The organism is Duganella sp. 1224 (assembly GCF_013408245.1).
In the GTDB taxonomy this organism is placed as follows: domain Bacteria; phylum Pseudomonadota; class Gammaproteobacteria; order Burkholderiales; family Burkholderiaceae_D; genus Rugamonas.
In genome coordinates, this window is record NZ_JACBYS010000008.1 from 132,874 (window position 1) to 148,529 (window position 15,656).

General features: G+C 65.6%; 15 protein-coding genes. 8 read left to right on the forward strand and 7 right to left on the reverse strand.

Annotated features, from left to right (window positions below):
* Positions 1-62: 62 nt before the first annotated feature.
* The 6 genes from FHW58_RS24585 (at position 63) to FHW58_RS24610 (ending at position 7,830) form a co-directional block, all read left to right on the forward strand.
* Positions 63-1,256: a phosphopentomutase gene (locus tag FHW58_RS24585; protein ID WP_179675812.1), complete on the forward strand. Its 1,194-nt coding sequence runs from the start codon at positions 63-65 to the stop codon at positions 1,254-1,256.
* Positions 1,253-2,206 carry a deoxyribose-phosphate aldolase gene (gene deoC / locus FHW58_RS24590; RefSeq protein ID WP_179675813.1) on the forward strand — a complete coding sequence of 318 codons (954 nt, stop codon included), beginning with the start codon at positions 1,253-1,255 and terminating at the stop codon, positions 2,204-2,206. The genes FHW58_RS24585 and deoC overlap by 4 nt, the downstream gene beginning before the upstream one ends.
* A gap of 14 nt (positions 2,207-2,220) precedes the next feature.
* Positions 2,221-4,608, forward strand: a complete 2,388-nt coding sequence (locus FHW58_RS24595; protein ID WP_373996726.1) for an aldehyde dehydrogenase family protein — start codon at positions 2,221-2,223, stop codon at positions 4,606-4,608.
* A 124-nt stretch (positions 4,609-4,732) separates the two neighbouring features.
* Positions 4,733-6,055 carry a thymidine phosphorylase gene (gene deoA, locus FHW58_RS24600; protein WP_179675814.1) on the forward strand — a complete coding sequence of 441 codons (1,323 nt, stop codon included), beginning with the start codon at positions 4,733-4,735 and terminating at the stop codon, positions 6,053-6,055.
* Positions 6,056-6,202: 147 nt separating this feature from the next.
* The gene (locus FHW58_RS24605; RefSeq protein WP_179675815.1) at positions 6,203-6,610 is read left to right on the forward strand and encodes a cytidine deaminase; all 408 of its coding nucleotides are present in this window, start codon (positions 6,203-6,205) and stop codon (positions 6,608-6,610) included.
* Positions 6,610-7,830: a nucleoside deaminase gene (locus FHW58_RS24610; RefSeq protein ID WP_179675816.1), complete on the forward strand. Its 1,221-nt coding sequence runs from the start codon at positions 6,610-6,612 to the stop codon at positions 7,828-7,830. The genes FHW58_RS24605 and FHW58_RS24610 overlap by 1 nt, the downstream gene beginning before the upstream one ends.
* On the opposite strand, the gene FHW58_RS24615 is transcribed toward FHW58_RS24610, so the two are convergent.
* From FHW58_RS24615 to FHW58_RS24635, 5 genes are all read right to left on the reverse strand, one after another.
* Positions 7,803-8,252, reverse strand: a complete 450-nt coding sequence (locus FHW58_RS24615; RefSeq protein ID WP_179675817.1) for a VOC family protein — start codon at positions 8,250-8,252, stop codon at positions 7,803-7,805. The genes FHW58_RS24610 and FHW58_RS24615 overlap by 28 nt on opposite strands.
* A 55-nt stretch (positions 8,253-8,307) precedes the next feature.
* The gene (locus FHW58_RS24620) at positions 8,308-9,069 is read right to left on the reverse strand and encodes a LytTR family DNA-binding domain-containing protein (RefSeq protein ID WP_179675818.1); all 762 of its coding nucleotides are present in this window, start codon (positions 9,067-9,069) and stop codon (positions 8,308-8,310) included.
* On the reverse strand, positions 9,066-9,995 hold the full coding sequence (locus FHW58_RS24625) for a sensor histidine kinase (protein ID WP_179675819.1): 930 nt from the start codon (positions 9,993-9,995) through the stop codon (positions 9,066-9,068). The genes FHW58_RS24620 and FHW58_RS24625 overlap by 4 nt, the downstream gene beginning before the upstream one ends.
* Entirely contained in the window at positions 9,992-10,246 is a 255-nt protein-coding gene (locus tag FHW58_RS24630; RefSeq protein ID WP_179675820.1) for a hypothetical protein, read from the reverse strand. Before FHW58_RS24630 ends, FHW58_RS24625 begins: the two co-directional genes overlap by 4 nt.
* A 102-nt stretch (positions 10,247-10,348) precedes the next feature.
* Positions 10,349-10,912 carry a GNAT family N-acetyltransferase gene (locus tag FHW58_RS24635; protein WP_179675821.1) on the reverse strand — a complete coding sequence of 188 codons (564 nt, stop codon included), beginning with the start codon at positions 10,910-10,912 and terminating at the stop codon, positions 10,349-10,351.
* A 109-nt stretch (positions 10,913-11,021) separates the two neighbouring features.
* Here FHW58_RS24635 and FHW58_RS24640 point away from each other — a divergent pair, with 109 nt between their 5' ends.
* Complete coding sequence (locus tag FHW58_RS24640; protein WP_229265483.1) at positions 11,022-12,077, forward strand: collagen-binding domain-containing protein; 1,056 nt, start codon at positions 11,022-11,024, stop codon at positions 12,075-12,077.
* On the opposite strand, the gene FHW58_RS24645 is transcribed toward FHW58_RS24640, so the two are convergent.
* Positions 12,037-12,696 carry a TetR/AcrR family transcriptional regulator gene (locus tag FHW58_RS24645; protein ID WP_179675822.1) on the reverse strand — a complete coding sequence of 220 codons (660 nt, stop codon included), beginning with the start codon at positions 12,694-12,696 and terminating at the stop codon, positions 12,037-12,039. The two genes, FHW58_RS24640 and FHW58_RS24645, sit on opposite strands and share 41 nt — an antisense overlap.
* Positions 12,684-14,144 carry a PLP-dependent aminotransferase family protein gene (locus FHW58_RS24650; RefSeq protein WP_179675823.1) on the reverse strand — a complete coding sequence of 487 codons (1,461 nt, stop codon included), beginning with the start codon at positions 14,142-14,144 and terminating at the stop codon, positions 12,684-12,686. Before FHW58_RS24650 ends, FHW58_RS24645 begins: the two co-directional genes overlap by 13 nt.
* Positions 14,145-14,334: 190 nt before the next feature.
* Here FHW58_RS24650 and FHW58_RS24655 point away from each other — a divergent pair, with 190 nt between their 5' ends.
* The gene (locus FHW58_RS24655) at positions 14,335-15,651 is read left to right on the forward strand and encodes an aspartate aminotransferase family protein (RefSeq protein WP_179675824.1); all 1,317 of its coding nucleotides are present in this window, start codon (positions 14,335-14,337) and stop codon (positions 15,649-15,651) included.
* Positions 15,652-15,656 lie beyond the last annotated feature (5 nt).

The following is a 15,656-nucleotide window of genomic DNA, read 5'->3' on the forward strand; positions in this document are numbered from 1 at the left end:
CAGTGTGCCGCAGTGCGGGGTTGCAGTGGCAAGTCCGCACTTTTGCTTTTTAGGAGTACATCATGAAACGCGCATTTATCCTGCTGCTCGATTCGTTTGGTCTGGGCGCCACGCCCGACGCGGCGAAGTACAACGACGCCGGCGCCAATACTTTCGGCCACATCGCCGAGCAAGTCGCCAAGAGCGGCAAGCCGATGTCGCTGCCGACCATGGAAAAACTGGGCCTGACCGCCGCCGCGCACCTGGCCAGTGGCGAATGGGCCACCGGCTTCACCCAACGCGAGGGCTTCACCGCCGCCTATGGCGCCGCGCGTGAACGCTCGACCGGCAAGGACACCCAGTCCGGCCACTGGGAAATCGCCGGCGTGCCGGTGGAATTCGACTGGGGCTACTTCCCGAAAACCGTGCCGTCGTTCCCGGCCGAGCTGACCGCCAAATTGCAGGAGCTGACCGGCGTGCCGGGCTTCCTCGGCGACTGCCACGCGTCGGGAACGGAAATCATCAACAAGCACGGTGACGAGCATGTCGCCTCCGGCAAGCCGATTATCTACACCTCGGCCGACTCGGTGCTGCAGATCGCCGCGCACGAGGAATCGTTTGGCCTGGAGCGCCTGTATGAAGTGTGCGAGATCGCTTTCAAGCTGGTGGAGCCGTACAACATCGGCCGCGTGATCGCGCGTCCGTTCGTCGGCGCCAACGGCAACTACACCCGCACCAGCAACCGCCACGACTACGCGGTCGCGCCGCCGGCGCCAACGCTGCTGGACCACGTGAAGAACGACGGCGGTGAAGTCATCGCGCTGGGCAAGATCAGCGACATCTTCGCCACCCAGGGCGTATCGCGCGTGGTCAAGGGCAAGGACAACATGGCGCTGTTCGACGCGCTGCTGAAGGTGCAGGACGAAGCCGGCGACAAGTCGCTGACGTTCGTGAACTTCGTCGACTTCGACCAGGCCTTCGGCCACCGCCGCGACGTCAACGGCTACTCTAACGCGCTGCACGAAATGGATGCGCGCCTGCCGGAATTCATCGCCAAGCTGAAAGAGGACGACCTGGTGGTGATCACCGCCGACCATGGCTGCGACCCGACCTGGCCAGGCTCCGACCACACGCGCGAACACATCCCGATGATCTTCTTCGGTCCGAAGGTGAAAGCGCAGTCGCTGGGCATTTCTGAAACCTTCTCGGACATCGGCCAGACCCTGGCCCATCACCTCGGCGTCAAGCCACTTTCGAACGGAACCAATCTGTTATGAGCGACTTCAAGCGCAATGAAGCGGTCCCGCTGGACCTCAGCTGGATCAACCATATCCGCGTCAACAAATCCGCGTCCGACCGCCGCGCCGCCAGCCTGGCCAACCGCCGCACGGTGAAGAAGGAATACCAGGCCGCCTGGCTGGTCAAGGCCATCGGCCTGATCGACCTGACCACGCTGTCCGGCGACGATACGCCCGGCCGCGTGGAACGCCTGTGCCGCAAGGCGCTGCGTCCGCTGCGCGCCGACCTGGTGGAGGCCCTGGGCCTGCAGGACTACAACCTGGCCACCGGTGCCGTCTGCGTGTACCACGAGATGATCAAGCCGGCGGTGGAGGTGCTGCAGGGCCGCCTGCCGATCGCCGCCGTGTCGACCGGCTTCCCGGCCGGCCTGACCAGCATGGAAACCAAGGTGCGCGAGATCGAACTGTCGGTGGCCGCCGGCGCCACCGAGATCGACATCGTCATCACCCGCCAGCATGTCCTGACCGGCAACTGGCAAGCGCTGTACGACGAAATGCTGGCCTACCGCAAGGCCTGCGGCGACGCCCACGTCAAGGCCATCCTGGCCACCGGTGAACTGGTCACGCTGGAAAACGTGGCCAAGGCATCGTGGGTATGCATGATGGCCGGCGCGGACTTCATCAAGACCTCGACCGGCAAGGAATCGGTCAACGCCACCATTCCGGTGTCGCTGACCATGGTGCGCGCGATTCGCGACTACCACGAGCAGACCGGCTTCAAGATCGGCTACAAGCCGGCGGGCGGCGTCAGCACGGCCAAGGCCGCGCTGCAGTACCTGACCCTGATGAAGGAAGAACTGGGCAACGAATGGCTGGAACCGCACCTGTTCCGCATCGGCGCATCGAGCCTGCTGACCGACATCGAGCGTCAGCTGGAACACCACGTGACCGGTAACTACTCGGCCGCTCACCGCCACGCGCAACCATAACAACGGACACCGTCATGCCAACCATCAAAGAGATCCTCAACACCATGGAATACGGCCCAGCACCGGAAAGCACCAAAGAAGCGCAAGCGTGGCTGGAACAGCGCGGCCGTCAATTCGGCCTGTTCATCAACAACGAATGGAGCGAGGCCGGCGACACGCTGTTCGCCTCCGTCAATCCGGCCGATGGCAGCAAGCTGGCCGACCTGACCCAGGGCAGCGCAGAAGACGTCGACCGCGCGGTAGCAGCGGCACGCGCCGCGCAACCGGGCTGGCAGGCGCTGGGCGGCCATGGCCGCGCCAAGGTGCTGTACGCCATCGCGCGCCTGATGCAGAAGCATGCGCGCCTGTTCGCCGTGCTGGAAACGCTGGACAACGGCAAGACTATCCGCGAAACCCGCGACGTCGACCTGCCGCTGGTGGCGCGTCATTTCTACCACCACGCCGGCTGGGCGCAGCTGCAGGCCGAAGAATTCGCCGACTACCGCGCCGTGGGCGTGGTCGGCCAGATCGTGCCGTGGAACTTCCCGCTGCTGATGCTGGCGTGGAAGATCGCGCCGGCGCTGGCCGCCGGTAACACCGTGGTGTTCAAGCCGGCCGAATTCACCTCGCTGACCGCGCTGCTGTTCGCCGACATCTGCGTGCAGGCCGGCGTGCCTGCGGGCGTGGTCAACATCGTCACCGGCGATGGCCGCGTGGGCGAAGCCATCGTCAAGCACGCGGGCATCGACAAGCTGGCCTTCACCGGCTCGACCGAAGTGGGCCGCCTGATCCGCGAAGCCACCGCCGGCAGCGGCAAGAAACTGTCGCTGGAACTGGGCGGCAAGTCGCCGTTCATCGTGTTTGAAGACGCCGACCTGGACGCCGCCGTCGAAGGCCTGGTCGATTCGATCTGGTTCAATCAGGGCCAGGTATGCTGCGCCGGTTCGCGCCTGCTGGTGCAGGAATCGATCCAGGACAAATTCCTGGCCAGGCTGCGCGCCCGCATGGACAAGCTGACCCTCGGCTCGCCGCTGGACAAGTCGATGGACATCGGCGCGCTGGTCGATCCGGTGCAGAAGCAGCGCATCGAAGGCCTGGTGCAATCGGCGCGCGACGAAGGCTGCACCGTGTACCAGCCGGCCTGCGAACTGCCGGCCGATGGCTCGTGGTTCCCGCCCACCCTGATCACCGGCGCCTCGACCGCCGCCGCCGTGGCGCAGGCCGAAATCTTTGGCCCGGTGCTGGTGGCGATGAGCTTCCGCACCCCGCCGGAAGCGGTGCAACTGGCGAACAACACCGTGTACGGCCTGGCCGCCTGCGTGTGGACCGAGAACATTTCGCTGGCGCTGGACGTCGCGCCGGCCATCAAGGCCGGCGTGGTGTGGATTAACACCGCCAACCAGTTCGACGCCGCCTGCGGCTTCGGCGGCTACCGCGAATCCGGCTATGGCCGCGAGGGCGGCCGCGAAGGCATGTATGAATACCTGACCGCCAAGGCGGAAGACGCGCGTCCGGCCGCGCCGGTGATCGAGGCGAAAGCAAAAGCCAAGGCCGCGCCAGCGCCGGCCGGCAGCCCGTTCGCCATCGACCGCACGGCCAAGCTGTACATCGGCGGCAAGCAGGCGCGCCCGGATGGCGCCTACAGCCGCGCGATCCACGGCGCCGATGGCGCCTTCATCGCCGAGGTGGGCGAGGGCAATCGCAAGGACATCCGCAACGCCGTGGAAGCCGCGCACAAGGCCACCGGCTGGACCAAGGCCACGTCGCACAACCGCGCGCAGGTGCTGTACTACATCGCTGAGAACCTGGCGGCGCGCGGCGAGGAATTCGCTGCCCGCATCGCCGCCATGACCGGTTCGAAGAACGCCGAGAAGGAAGTGCAGGCGTCGATCGAGCGTCTGTTCTACTGGGCCGCTTGGGCCGACAAGTATGATGGCCTGGCGCACCAGCCGCCGATGCACGGCATTACCGTGGCGCTGAACGAGCCGCTGGGCGTGATCGGTATCGTGTGCCCGAACGAGGCGCCGCTGCTGGGCTTCATCTCGCTGGTGGCGCCGGCCATCGCGCTGGGTAATCGCGTGGTGGTGGTGCCGTCCGAGGCGCATCCGCTGTCGGCGACCGATTTGTACCAGGTGCTGGATACGTCGGACCTGCCGGCTGGTGTGGTCAACATCATCACCGGTTCGGCCGATGAACTGGCGCGCACGCTGGCCACGCATGGGGATATCGATGCGGTGTGGCGTCATGATGGTTCGGCCGAGGGCTGCGCGGAAGTGGAGCGCCTGTCGGCGTCGACGCTGAAGCGGACCTGGGTGGGCGGGGCCAAGGGGCGTGACTGGTACAGCACGGCGCAAGCCGGCGGCCGCGCCGTGCTGGCGCATGCGTCGCAAGTCAAAAACATCTGGATTCCTTACGGCGTTTAAACAGCACCCCAAACGGATGGGGTCTGCCCCCTCCGGGGTCAGACCCCGGCGCCGCCGCAGTGCGGGGTTCGCGGGTGCCGCGAGCTCCACTGCGGCGTTATCAATTTAGTGTACGGAGAATGTCATGTATCTACCCCAGGAGATCATCCGCAAGAAGCGCGACGGCGGCGTATTGTCCGCCGAAGAGATCCAGTTCTTCGTTGGCGGCATCCCTTCCGGCCGCGTGACCGAATCGCAGATCGCCGCGCTGGCCATGGCGGTCTATTTCAACGACATGACCATGGATGAACGCGTGGCCTTCACCCTGGCCATGCGCGACTCCGGCGAGGTGCTGGACTGGCGCTCGCTGGACCTGAACGGCCCGGTGGTCGACAAGCATTCCACCGGCGGCGTCGGCGACGTGGTCTCGCTGCTGCTCGGCCCCATGGTCGCGGCCTGCGGCGGCTATGTGCCGATGATTTCCGGCCGTGGCCTGGGCCACACCGGCGGCACGCTGGACAAGTTCGACTCCATCCCCGGCTACAGCACGGTGCCGGACAACGCCTTGTTCCGCAAGGTGGTCAAGGAAGTCGGCGTGGCCATCATCGGCCAGACGTCGTCGCTGGCGCCGTCGGACAAGATCTTCTACGGCGTGCGCGACGTCACCGCGACCGTGGAATCGGTGGCCATGATCACCGGCTCCATCCTGTCGAAGAAGCTGTCGGCCGGCCTGGATGCGCTGGCGATGGACGTCAAGGTCGGCAGCGGCGCCTTCATGCCAACCTACGATAAATCGGTGGAGCTGGCCGAGAGCATCGTCAAGGTGGGCAACGGAGCCGGCATGACGACGTCCGCCATCCTGACCGACATGAACGAATCGCTGGCGCCTTATGCCGGCAACGCCATCGAGGTGCGCGGCGCGATCGATTACCTGACCGGCAAGTCGCGCCCCGCGCGCCTGCACGAGGTGACGCTGGCGCTGTGCGCCGAGATGCTGGTACTGGGCAAGCTGGCTGCCACCGAAGAGGAAGCGCGCGCCAAACTGCAGGCGTCGCTGGACAGCGGCGAAGCCGCCGAGCGCTTTGCGCGCATGGTGGTGGCGCTGGGCGGTCCGGCCGATCTGATGGAAAATCCGGACAAGTACCTGGAGCGTTCGCCGATCATCGTGCCGGCGCCCGCGCCGACGTCGGGCTATGCCGCCTCGGCCAACTGCCGCGAGATTGGTCTGGCGGTGGTGTCGCTGGGCGGCGGCCGCCGCCGCGCCGCCGATCCGATCGACTTCGCGGTTGGCCTGACCGGGCTTGCTGGCCTGGGCGACCGGATCGAGGCCGGTCAGCCGCTGGCGATGGTGCATGCGCGCACGCAGGAAGCGGCCGAGCAGGCCGTGCGTGAAATCCAGGCGGCCTATCACATCGCCGACGCGGCACCCGCCGCCAATCCGGTGATCTACCGCACCATCCGCCCATAACCACGTCGTCCCGGCGCAAGCCGGGACCCATGGTGAGTTCGCGAATCCGCAACCTGGCCATGGATTCCGGCTTTCTCCGGAATGACGGTAATTTTGCCGGTATGACGGTAATGTTTCGCCGCGATGACGGCATCGAGGATAACTTAGATGGACAAACAACAACTGATCGCCGAAGCCGCCGCCGCGCGGCTGAAAGCTTACGCCCCTTACTCCAACTTCAAGGTCGGCGCCGCGCTGCTGACCAGCGACGGCAAAGTCTTCCACGGCTGTAACGTGGAAAACGCCTCGTATGGCCTGTGCAACTGCGCCGAGCGCACCGCCTTGTTCAGCGCCCTGGCGCACGGCTACCAGCCGGGCGACTTCGACCAACTGGTGGTCATCGGCGAAACCGATGGCCCGATAGCCCCATGCGGCGCCTGCCGCCAGGTGATCCTGGAGCTGGGCGGCACGCAACTGCCGGTGCTGCTGACCAACCTGAAAGGCGACATCCTCGAAACCACCGCCGGCGAGCAATTACCGAACGCCTTCGGCGGCCAGGATCTCAAGAAGAAGTAATGGCCTTCAAGAAGACGATCGATGTGCAGGCGGCCGTCGCCATCGCGGCGTCCGAAGCCATCGCCGCCAGGACGCAGGGTACCTTCGGCGTCGGCGGCCTGATGCTCGACCAGCACGGCAACGTGCTGCAGTCGCTGCACAACAACGTCGTCAAGGACGGCCTGGTGTTCGACCCCACCGCGCACGGCGAGCGCCAGCTGATCGACTGGTACTACGCCGAACGCGCCAGGGGCCGCGACCTGCCGCCGCCGCAGGACATCACCATCGTCACCTCGCTCGATCCCTGCTGCATGTGCAGCGGGGCGATCCTGGCCGGCGGCTTCAACGTGGTGGTGGCCGCGCCCGACAAGGCGTCCGGCATCAACCACGACAACAGCGCCAGTTTCAGCGCGCTGCCGCCAGCGCTGCGCGCGCGGGCCGGCGACAGCTTCAGCTACCCGGCCATCCTGGGCTCGTCGCTGTATGCGCGGCCGGCGGCTGGCGCCGTGCCGAAGTCCTTCTTCATCGGCAAAACCATCTCCGAGCCGACGCAGGCCTTGTGCTCATTGGTATTCGAGGCCACGTCGTCCGACGTGATGGCGCTGCTGAACAGCGACCTGCCGCCGCCGGCGCTGCAAGATCCGGCCACACTGCCGGCTGACCACGCCATCGTGCGCGCGCTGAAGCAGCCGTATCCGGACGCGCTGACCTACCGCTGCGCACCGCACCAGCCGGATGCCGGCCTGGCGCCGTTCCTGCTGCAGGCGATGGCGCGCGACCGCGAGCATGGCGGCGCGGGCGACGCGGTGGCCTTGCTGGATGCGTTCGGCAATCTGCTGCTGTGCATGGCGGGGCGGCTGACCCAGTCCGGCATCCGCAGCGCCTTCATGGAAACCACGCGCGCCTACGCGCAGCTGCGCTACAAGCTGTTGAACGGCGCCACGCCGGCGCAGCGGGACGAGGTGCGCCGCTACCTCGGCCATCCGAAAGACGGCACTTTCGTGTTTGCGCGCGGCCCGGACGCGGGCGCCGTCAGCTACATGAATCTGGGCGCCTACGGCTCCACCATGGAAGGCCCGCTGCCGCTGGAGAATCCGGCCCAGCTTCAGTACGTGCTGCCCTCCGTGCCGGACGACGAACTGGCGGCCATCTGCGCCGCCATGCCGCCGCTGTACCGCGACGTCATCCGCATCCGCCCGACGCAGGTCGCGGATCAGGCGCTGGTGGCCGCGCTGGCCTGAGCATACGGATCGTAGGTGCCGATGCTCCACACGTGGCCTTCCGGGTCGCTGCAGGTGAAGCCGCGGCCGCCGTAGTCCTCGTCCTTGAGGTCCAGCAGGATCTTGCCGCCGGCTTCCAGCACGCGGCCGTAGACCTGGTCGGCGTCGTTGACCACCAGGTAGGCGCTTTGCGTGACGAAGCCGCCGGTGTCCGCCGGCTGCTTGAGCAGGCGGCCGTAGTCGGTGTCGAAGGCGGAGCCCAGCATGATCATGCTGTTGCCGAAGGTAAGTTGGGCGTGGGCGACGCTGCCGTCTTCATTCGGCACCACGAATTGCGCCGTGAAGCCGAAGGTGCTGCACAGCCAGTCGATGGCGGCCGGCGCATCGCGGTAGCGCAGGCACGGTATGACGCCGCAAAGCGTTTGCTTGGGTATGCTGGACATCGTTCCCTCCCTTGAGTGAAGCTGCCCAGTATACGCCGATGGTCCGGCGAGGCGATTACATTTGCTGGAATAAATGACTGTGGCCGCGGCTCACTTCCAGCAGTGCCGGATGGTTGCGGATGCGCACCATCTGCCGCCCGCGCAAGTCGCGCGTGACTTCCTGTATCGCATCCACCCGCACCAGCGTCGAGCGGTGGATGCGCCAGAATTCGTCCGGGTCCAGTTCGTCCGCCAGTTCCTTCAGCGTCTTGCGGATCAAGACTTCCGATTGCTCGGTCTGCACCCGCGTGTACTTTTCGTCGGCCTGGAAGAACAGCACCTCGCGGGTGGAGATCATGCGCAGGTTGGCGCCCACCACGGCCTGGATCCAGCGCAGGTAGTCGGGCTTGGCGGCCGGCTTGCTGTGGTGCGATAGCAACGCGGTCAGCTGCCGCTCGATGTCGGACGGCCGCTGGCCGATGCGCGCCTGCAGCCGCGCGCAGGTGGTCTTCAGGCGCTCGCCGCCGACCGGCTTGAGCAGGTAGTCCAGCGCGCCCTGTTCAAACGCCTCGATCGCGTACTGGTCGTAGGCGGTGATGAACACCAGGTGGCAGCGGTTGAACAGCATGCGCGCGGCCTCGATGCCGGACAGGCCCGGCATGCGGATATCAAGAAAGACGATGTCCGGCTGGTGCTGGCCGGCCAGCGCCACGGCCTCGATGCCGTTGGCGGCTTCGGCGATGATGTCGAGCTCCGGCCAGGCGTCCAGCAGGCGGCTGCGCAGTTGCTGTCGCATGCCGTCCTCGTCGTCGGCGATCAGTGCGGTGGGGCGGTTCATTTGGCGTGGGGGGCGAAAATATCGGGAGCGTAGGGGACGCGGATGCTGGCGCGGGTGCCGCCGGTCAGCGGCGCCTCGATCACCAGTTGCGCACGGTTGCCGTACTGGATGCGCAGCCGTTCGCGCACATTGGCCAGGCCGACGCCATCGCCGGCGAAGGCGTTGAAGCCGACGCCGTCGTCGATCACGTCGACCTGCAGCATCTGGCCATCGACGGCCGCGCGGATGTCGATGCGGCCGCCCTCGATCTTCGGCTCCAGTCCGTGCTTGATGGCGTTTTCGATCAGGATCTGCAGCATCATCACCGGAAAGGTGGCGCTCAGCATCTCGTCCGGCACGTCGATCGACACCGCCAGCCGCGCGCGCATGCGCGCCTGCATGATGGCCAGGTAGGCGCGCGACATCTCGATCTGCCGGCCCAGTGTGCCGGCGCCCTTGGCGCGCATCTGCGGCAGCGTGGCGCGCAGGTAGTCGATCAGGTTCTGGTGGATGCGCGCGGCCTGCGGCGGATCGGTCTCGATCAGCTGGCCGATCAGCGCCAGGGTGTTGAATAAAAAGTGCGGTTCAACCTGGGCCTGCAGGGCGGCCATGCGCGCCTCGACCACGCGCCGCTCGATGCTTTCCTCGTCGGCGTGCGATTCGGCGCTGCGCGCCTCCAGCTCGGCCTTGCGCTTGCCGCCGGCCAGCACCTTGAGGCCGGACGACGCCAGGATGAACCACCACAGCTGCTCGTCGACGTGCAGCAGCGAGGCGGACACGATCAACAGCAGCAGCCAGATGATGATCAGCTTGCGCCACTCGACCTGCGCCAGCCAGTCGAAGAAATGCCACCAGACGCTGGCGGCGGTGTCGCCGACCTCGCGCACGATGTCCAGCAGGCTTTTGGCGTTGTTATAGCCGGCCTGGGCCAGCTTGTGCTTTTTCATTCAACATCCTTGTACGGCGTGGCGCGCTGGCGGCGGGCGCTGATGAAGCAGGCGCCCACGCCCACCTTGACCAGCATGAAGGCGGCGAACAGCACCAGCGCCAGCGGCAGGATGGAAATCAGGAAGGCCAGCAGCAGCGCCGCGCCCAGCAGGGCCGGCGGCGACATGCGGCCGATCAGGCGGCCGGTGTAGCGCAGCAGGTTGCTCAGGGCCTGGAACACTTCGTTGATGAGGTCGGTGGCTTTGTTCATGTGCTGTCTCCGTAAGAGGTGTTGCGATGGAAGCACTCTAGCAAAGCACGCCGCGCCGGCGCAGCGGAATCCGATCAACTGCGCTTTGGCGGGGTTGACCGGTTATTGCGCCGGATGAACGGCGGCTTCCCAGTCCTTGCGCAACAGGCCATAGATGATGCTGTCCGACACCTCGTCGCCGACAAACCAGCGCTCGCGCAGATGGCCCTCGCGCCGGAAGTGCTGGCTTTCCAGCAGGCGTTCCGAGGCAACGTTGTCGGGATGGATATCGGCCTCCAGCCGGCGCAACGCCAGCGGCCCGAAGGCGTGGCCGATCATCGCCGCCAGCGCCTCCTTCATGTAGCCGCGTCCCCAATGCGGGCGGCCGAGGATGTAGCCGATTTCGCAACGGTGGTTGCGGCGGTCGAAGGCATACAGCGTGATGCTGCCGATGACGTCGTCCCCGAGCACGATGGCCAGGCGCAGCGCGCTGCCGCTGCGGCAATCGGCCAGGCTCTTGTCGATATGTTCGACGGCCTGGCTGGCTTGCGTCCACGGCGTACTGCTGAAGTAGCGCATGGTTTCGGCATCGGAATGGATGCGGAATACCGCCTCGGCGTCGTCGGCGCGCATGAAGCGCAACCGCAGGCGGGCGGTGTCAAGGGTGATGGGGTCAAAGGTGGTCATCGAGAGATTGTAGCGCGCTTCATTTCCGGTTTATATGATTCTATTGATAAGTTGTGATATACTGAACGCAATTATTGTTTCTTAATTGAAATTATCAAAGGAAAACGACATGACCGTTCGCGCACTTGCCCTGACTTCGATCGCCGCCGCAGCCATGGTGGCATCGTCCGCCCACGCCGCGCCCCTGACCGCGAAAGAGGTGCTGGAGCAGTTCAACGTGGTCACCCTGGGCAGTGCCACCGTCGGGTCGCACATCGATGGCCGCACCTACGTTGGCGGCTCGCTGAGCGGCCAGAACGCCGTGCTGACCATGAAGCCGTCGAATCTGCCGACGTCCGACTACGCCGGCCTGACGGTGCGCGGTTCGCTCAGCAACGTGCAGGTGACCGGCGGCGGCGTGGTGGTGTACGGCGACGTGTCCAACAGCACGGTCAACAACGGCAACGCGGTGGTCTATGGTGCTTCGGCCAATTCCAGCTACGTGGGCTCGGGCAGCCACTACATCGCTGGCGCCGTCAGCGGCGGCAACGTCAACACCACCAAGGTCGACGCCGCGCACTTCACGGCGGACATGACCACCAACGTCAACGCCGCCCAGTCGACCGACATGAGCGCCGTGCTGCGCGATTTCTCGGCCTACGTCAGTACCTGGAAGTCGACCGGCAGCACGGTCGCTTTCAGCAACGACGACCACACCGTCACCTTTAACGCCAAGGCCGCCTCCAACGGCGTCGCCGTGTTCGACCTGACCACGCTGGACAGCAAGATCTTCTCGTCGAGCACCACCGACTTCGTCTTCAACATGAACGGCGCCACCTCGGCCGTGCTGAACACCAACGATTCGGTGTTAAACCTGAGCGCCAACTTCAACCGCACCGACCTGGGCAACAAGCTGCTGTGGAACTTCGCCGGCGCCACCAGCGTGACCTTCAACCGCACCTTCGACGGCCAGATCCTGGCGGTGGACGGCACCTTCAGCAACCAGGGCGGCGCCAACGTGGAAGGCGGCGTGTATGCCAAGGGGCTGATCCAGGGCGGTGAAATCCACCAGCAAAGCTATATCGGCTCGGTGCCGGAACCGGAAACCTACGCCATGCTGCTGGGCGGCCTGGGTTTGATGGGCTTCATGGCGCGCCGTCGCCAGAAGGCGGCGGCCGCACGCTGATCGCCGCCAGCACCATGTCGACGATGAGCTGTTCGGCGTCGTCGAAATCCTTCTTCGTCAGCTGTTTGCGGTTCAGCACCAGCGCCATCTGGGCCGAGAAGTCCGCGTAGGACTGCGTCATCGCCCAGATGGCAAACAGCAGATGCGTGGCGTTGACCGGCGCGATCTTGCCGGCGCGGATCCACTGCTCGAATACCTCGATATCCTTGCGCACCAGCGGCACCACGCGGTTCTGTATCTGGCCGCCGTACAACGGCGCGCCGCTGATCACCTCCATCGCATACACGCGCGACGCCCACGGGTTCTCGCGCGAGAATTTCAGCTTGGCCTGCACGTAGGCGCGCAGCACGTCGCGCGGGTCCTGGTCGGCCGCGGCCAGGCTTTCCATGCGCGCCAGCCAGTCGTCCAGCACCTCGTCCAGCACGCGCTGGTACAGCGCCTGCTTGGTGGGGAAGTAGTACATCAGGTTCTGCTTCGACAGGCCGGCGTTGTCCGCCACGGTGGCGATGGAGGTGCCCTCGTAGCCGCATTCGGCGAACACGCGCACCGCCTCGGCGGTGATTTCGGCTTCCAGCTTGTCGCGGTTGAGCAGGCGGCGGTTGATTTTTACTGTCGGCATATCAGTCTCAGGAAGTTGAGCAGTTGCGGATGGTCGGCATACGCCACGTTGAAGCGGAACCAGATCGACTCCGGCGCCCGCAGCATAAAGAAGTCGCACGGCGACAGCAGGATGCCGTGCTTGAGCGCGAGGTCGGCGATCACCTTGCCGTTCCACGCGGGCGAGGGCGCGTCGTGCCAGCCGGCGCTGACGAACATGCCGCCGCGCGGTCGCGCCAGCAGCGTCATGCCGACCTCGCGCAGGCTGGCCATGGCGCGTTCGCGGCCGGCGTCCAGCTGCGTCACCAGCTTGTCCACCATGCGCCGGTAGGGGCGCGCGGTGATGGCGTGGTAGACGGCGCGCTCGTTGATCTCGGAGGTGGTGAGGCCGGCCAGCATCTTCACCCGCAACAGCTCGGGGATCAGCGACGACGACGCGCTGATCGACCCGACCCGCAGCACCGGCGACAGCGTCTTGGAAAAGCTGCCGACGCGGATCACGCGCCGCAGGCCGTCCATCGCTGCCAGCGAGGCTTCGCCGCGCGGCGCCAGCTCGCGGTAGATGTCATCCTCCACCAGCCAGAAGTCGAACTGCTCGGCCAATGCCAGCAACCGGTGCGCCTGCGCCACCGTCAGCGAGGTGCCGAGCGGGTTTTGCAGCACGGTGTTGACGAACATGAGTTTCGGCTGCGCCAGCGCGGCCTGCTGCGCCAGCATCTCCAGATCCAGCCCATGCTCGCCGCGCGGAATGCCGACCGCGACGCAGCCGTGGTGGCGTATCAGCGACAGCAGGTTGCTGTAGCCAGGGTCCTCGACAAACACGGTGTCGCCCGGCTTGGTCAGCGTGCGCAGTATCAGGTCGAAGGCGTGGGTGGCGCCGTGGGTCAGCAGAATCTGCTCGGCTTCCAGCGGGAACAGTTCGTCGCCGAGCGTGGACGCCATGTGCTGGCGCAGCGTCGGGAAGCCCATCGGGTGGCCGTAGCCGCGCAGCCGGTTGGCGGGAATGCGCATGGCCTGGCGCACGGCGTCGAGGATGGTGTCCTCGCCATACCACTCGGGCGGCAGCCAGCCGGCGCCCACCGGCAGCGCTTCCGATACCCCGGAATACAGCTCCGGCGTCAGCGCGTCGATGGCCAGCGGCGCGGCGCTGGGGACGGCCTGCAGCAGCGTCGCCGGCAGATCCTGGCGGGCGACGAAGTAGCCGGAGCCGCGCCGCGAGGACAGCAGTCCCAGCGTCACCAGCCGGTCGTAGGACTCGACAACTGTGAAGGTGCTGACGCCATTACACTTGGCGAACTGCCGCACCGAGGGCATTTTGGTGCCCACGCGCAACTCCCGGCTGCCGATCATGGCGCTGATGGCGGCCACGATCTGGTCCACCAGGCTGCCTTTGTGCCTGCGCTCGATGGCGACGCAGGGCCACGCGCCCGGCCCGCCGGCTTGATCGATCACAGAACCCGCTTGTTCCATCCTTGACTCCACGCAGCGAAAGTGAAACTGTAGTGTTTTTGTTGCCAGTACGGTTGGACAGTTTGATGAATTGTGTATCTGTGCCATAGTTGTTGCGCTGTCTATTATTGCATCATCATTTTGCCAACTGGTAAATTTTTTTACGGTCTGTCAAAAAAATCCGAAAGCAGTTGTTTCATAGGAGAGGTGCATGAACGAGTCTCGACCAGTATCGATGGAATCCTTCTGGATGCCATTCACGAACAACCGCGATTTCAAGCAGCATCCGCGCCTGCTGGTGTCGGCGGAAGGCATGTACTACAAGGACGTGGACGGCCGCAGCATCCTGGATGGCACCGCCGGCCTGTGGTGCGTGCCGTGCGGCCACGCGCAGCCGAAGATCGTCGCCGCCGTGCGCGAGATGGTCGGCCAGCTGGATTTTGCGCCGACCTTCCAGATGGGCCACCCGGCTGCCTTCGACCTGGCGGAAAAGCTGATGGAGTACACCAACCATCGCTTCGGCCACGTCTTCTATACCAACTCGGGTTCCGAATCGGTGGACACCGCGCTGAAGATCGCGCTGGCGTACCACAAGGCGCGCGGTGAGGCCAGCCGCACGCGCTTCATTGGCCGCGAGCGCGGTTATCATGGCGTGGGCTTCGGCGGCATCTCGGTGGGCGGCATCGCTGGCAACCGCAAGCCGTATGGCGTGATGCTGCCGGGCGTCGATCACCTGCCGCACACGCACAACCTGGAGAAGAACGCCTACACGCGCGGCGAGCCGGAACACGGCGCCAACCTGGCCGACGAACTGGAACGCATCGTCGCGCTGCACGACGCGTCCACCATCGCCGCGGTGATCGTCGAGCCGGTGGCCGGCTCCACCGGCGTGCTGATTCCACCCAAGGGCTATCTGAAGCGGCTGCGCGAGTTGTGCACCAAGCACGGCATCCTGCTGATCTTCGATGAGGTGATTACGGGCTTTGGCCGCCTGACCACGCCATTTGCCGCCGACTACTTCGACGTCGAGCCGGACATGATGACCACCGCCAAGGGCCTCACCAACGGCACCATTCCGATGGGCGCGGTGTTCAGCAAGAAGCATATTCACGACGCCTTCATGGATGCCCCGGCAGGGATTGAGCTGTTCCACGGCTATACCTACTCGGGTCATCCGGTGGCGTGCGCGGCGTCGCTGGCGACGCTGGAGGTGTTCAAGGAGCAGAACATCCTGGAGCATGCGGCGGGCATGGCCGAGTATTGGGCGGATGCGGTGCATTCGCTTAAAGGGCTGCCGCACGTGATCGACATCCGCACCATTGGCCTGATCGCCGGCATCGAGCTGGCGCCGATCGCCGGCAAGCCGGGCGCGCGCGCGTTTGCGGCGTTCAAGCAGGCGTTTGCCGACGGGGTGCTGATCCGCGTCACCGGCGACATCATCGCCTTGTCGCCGCCGCTGGTGCTGGAGAAAAAACACATCGACGAACTATTCGGAAAATTAACGAAGGTCCTGCAACACCTGGAGTGAGAGGC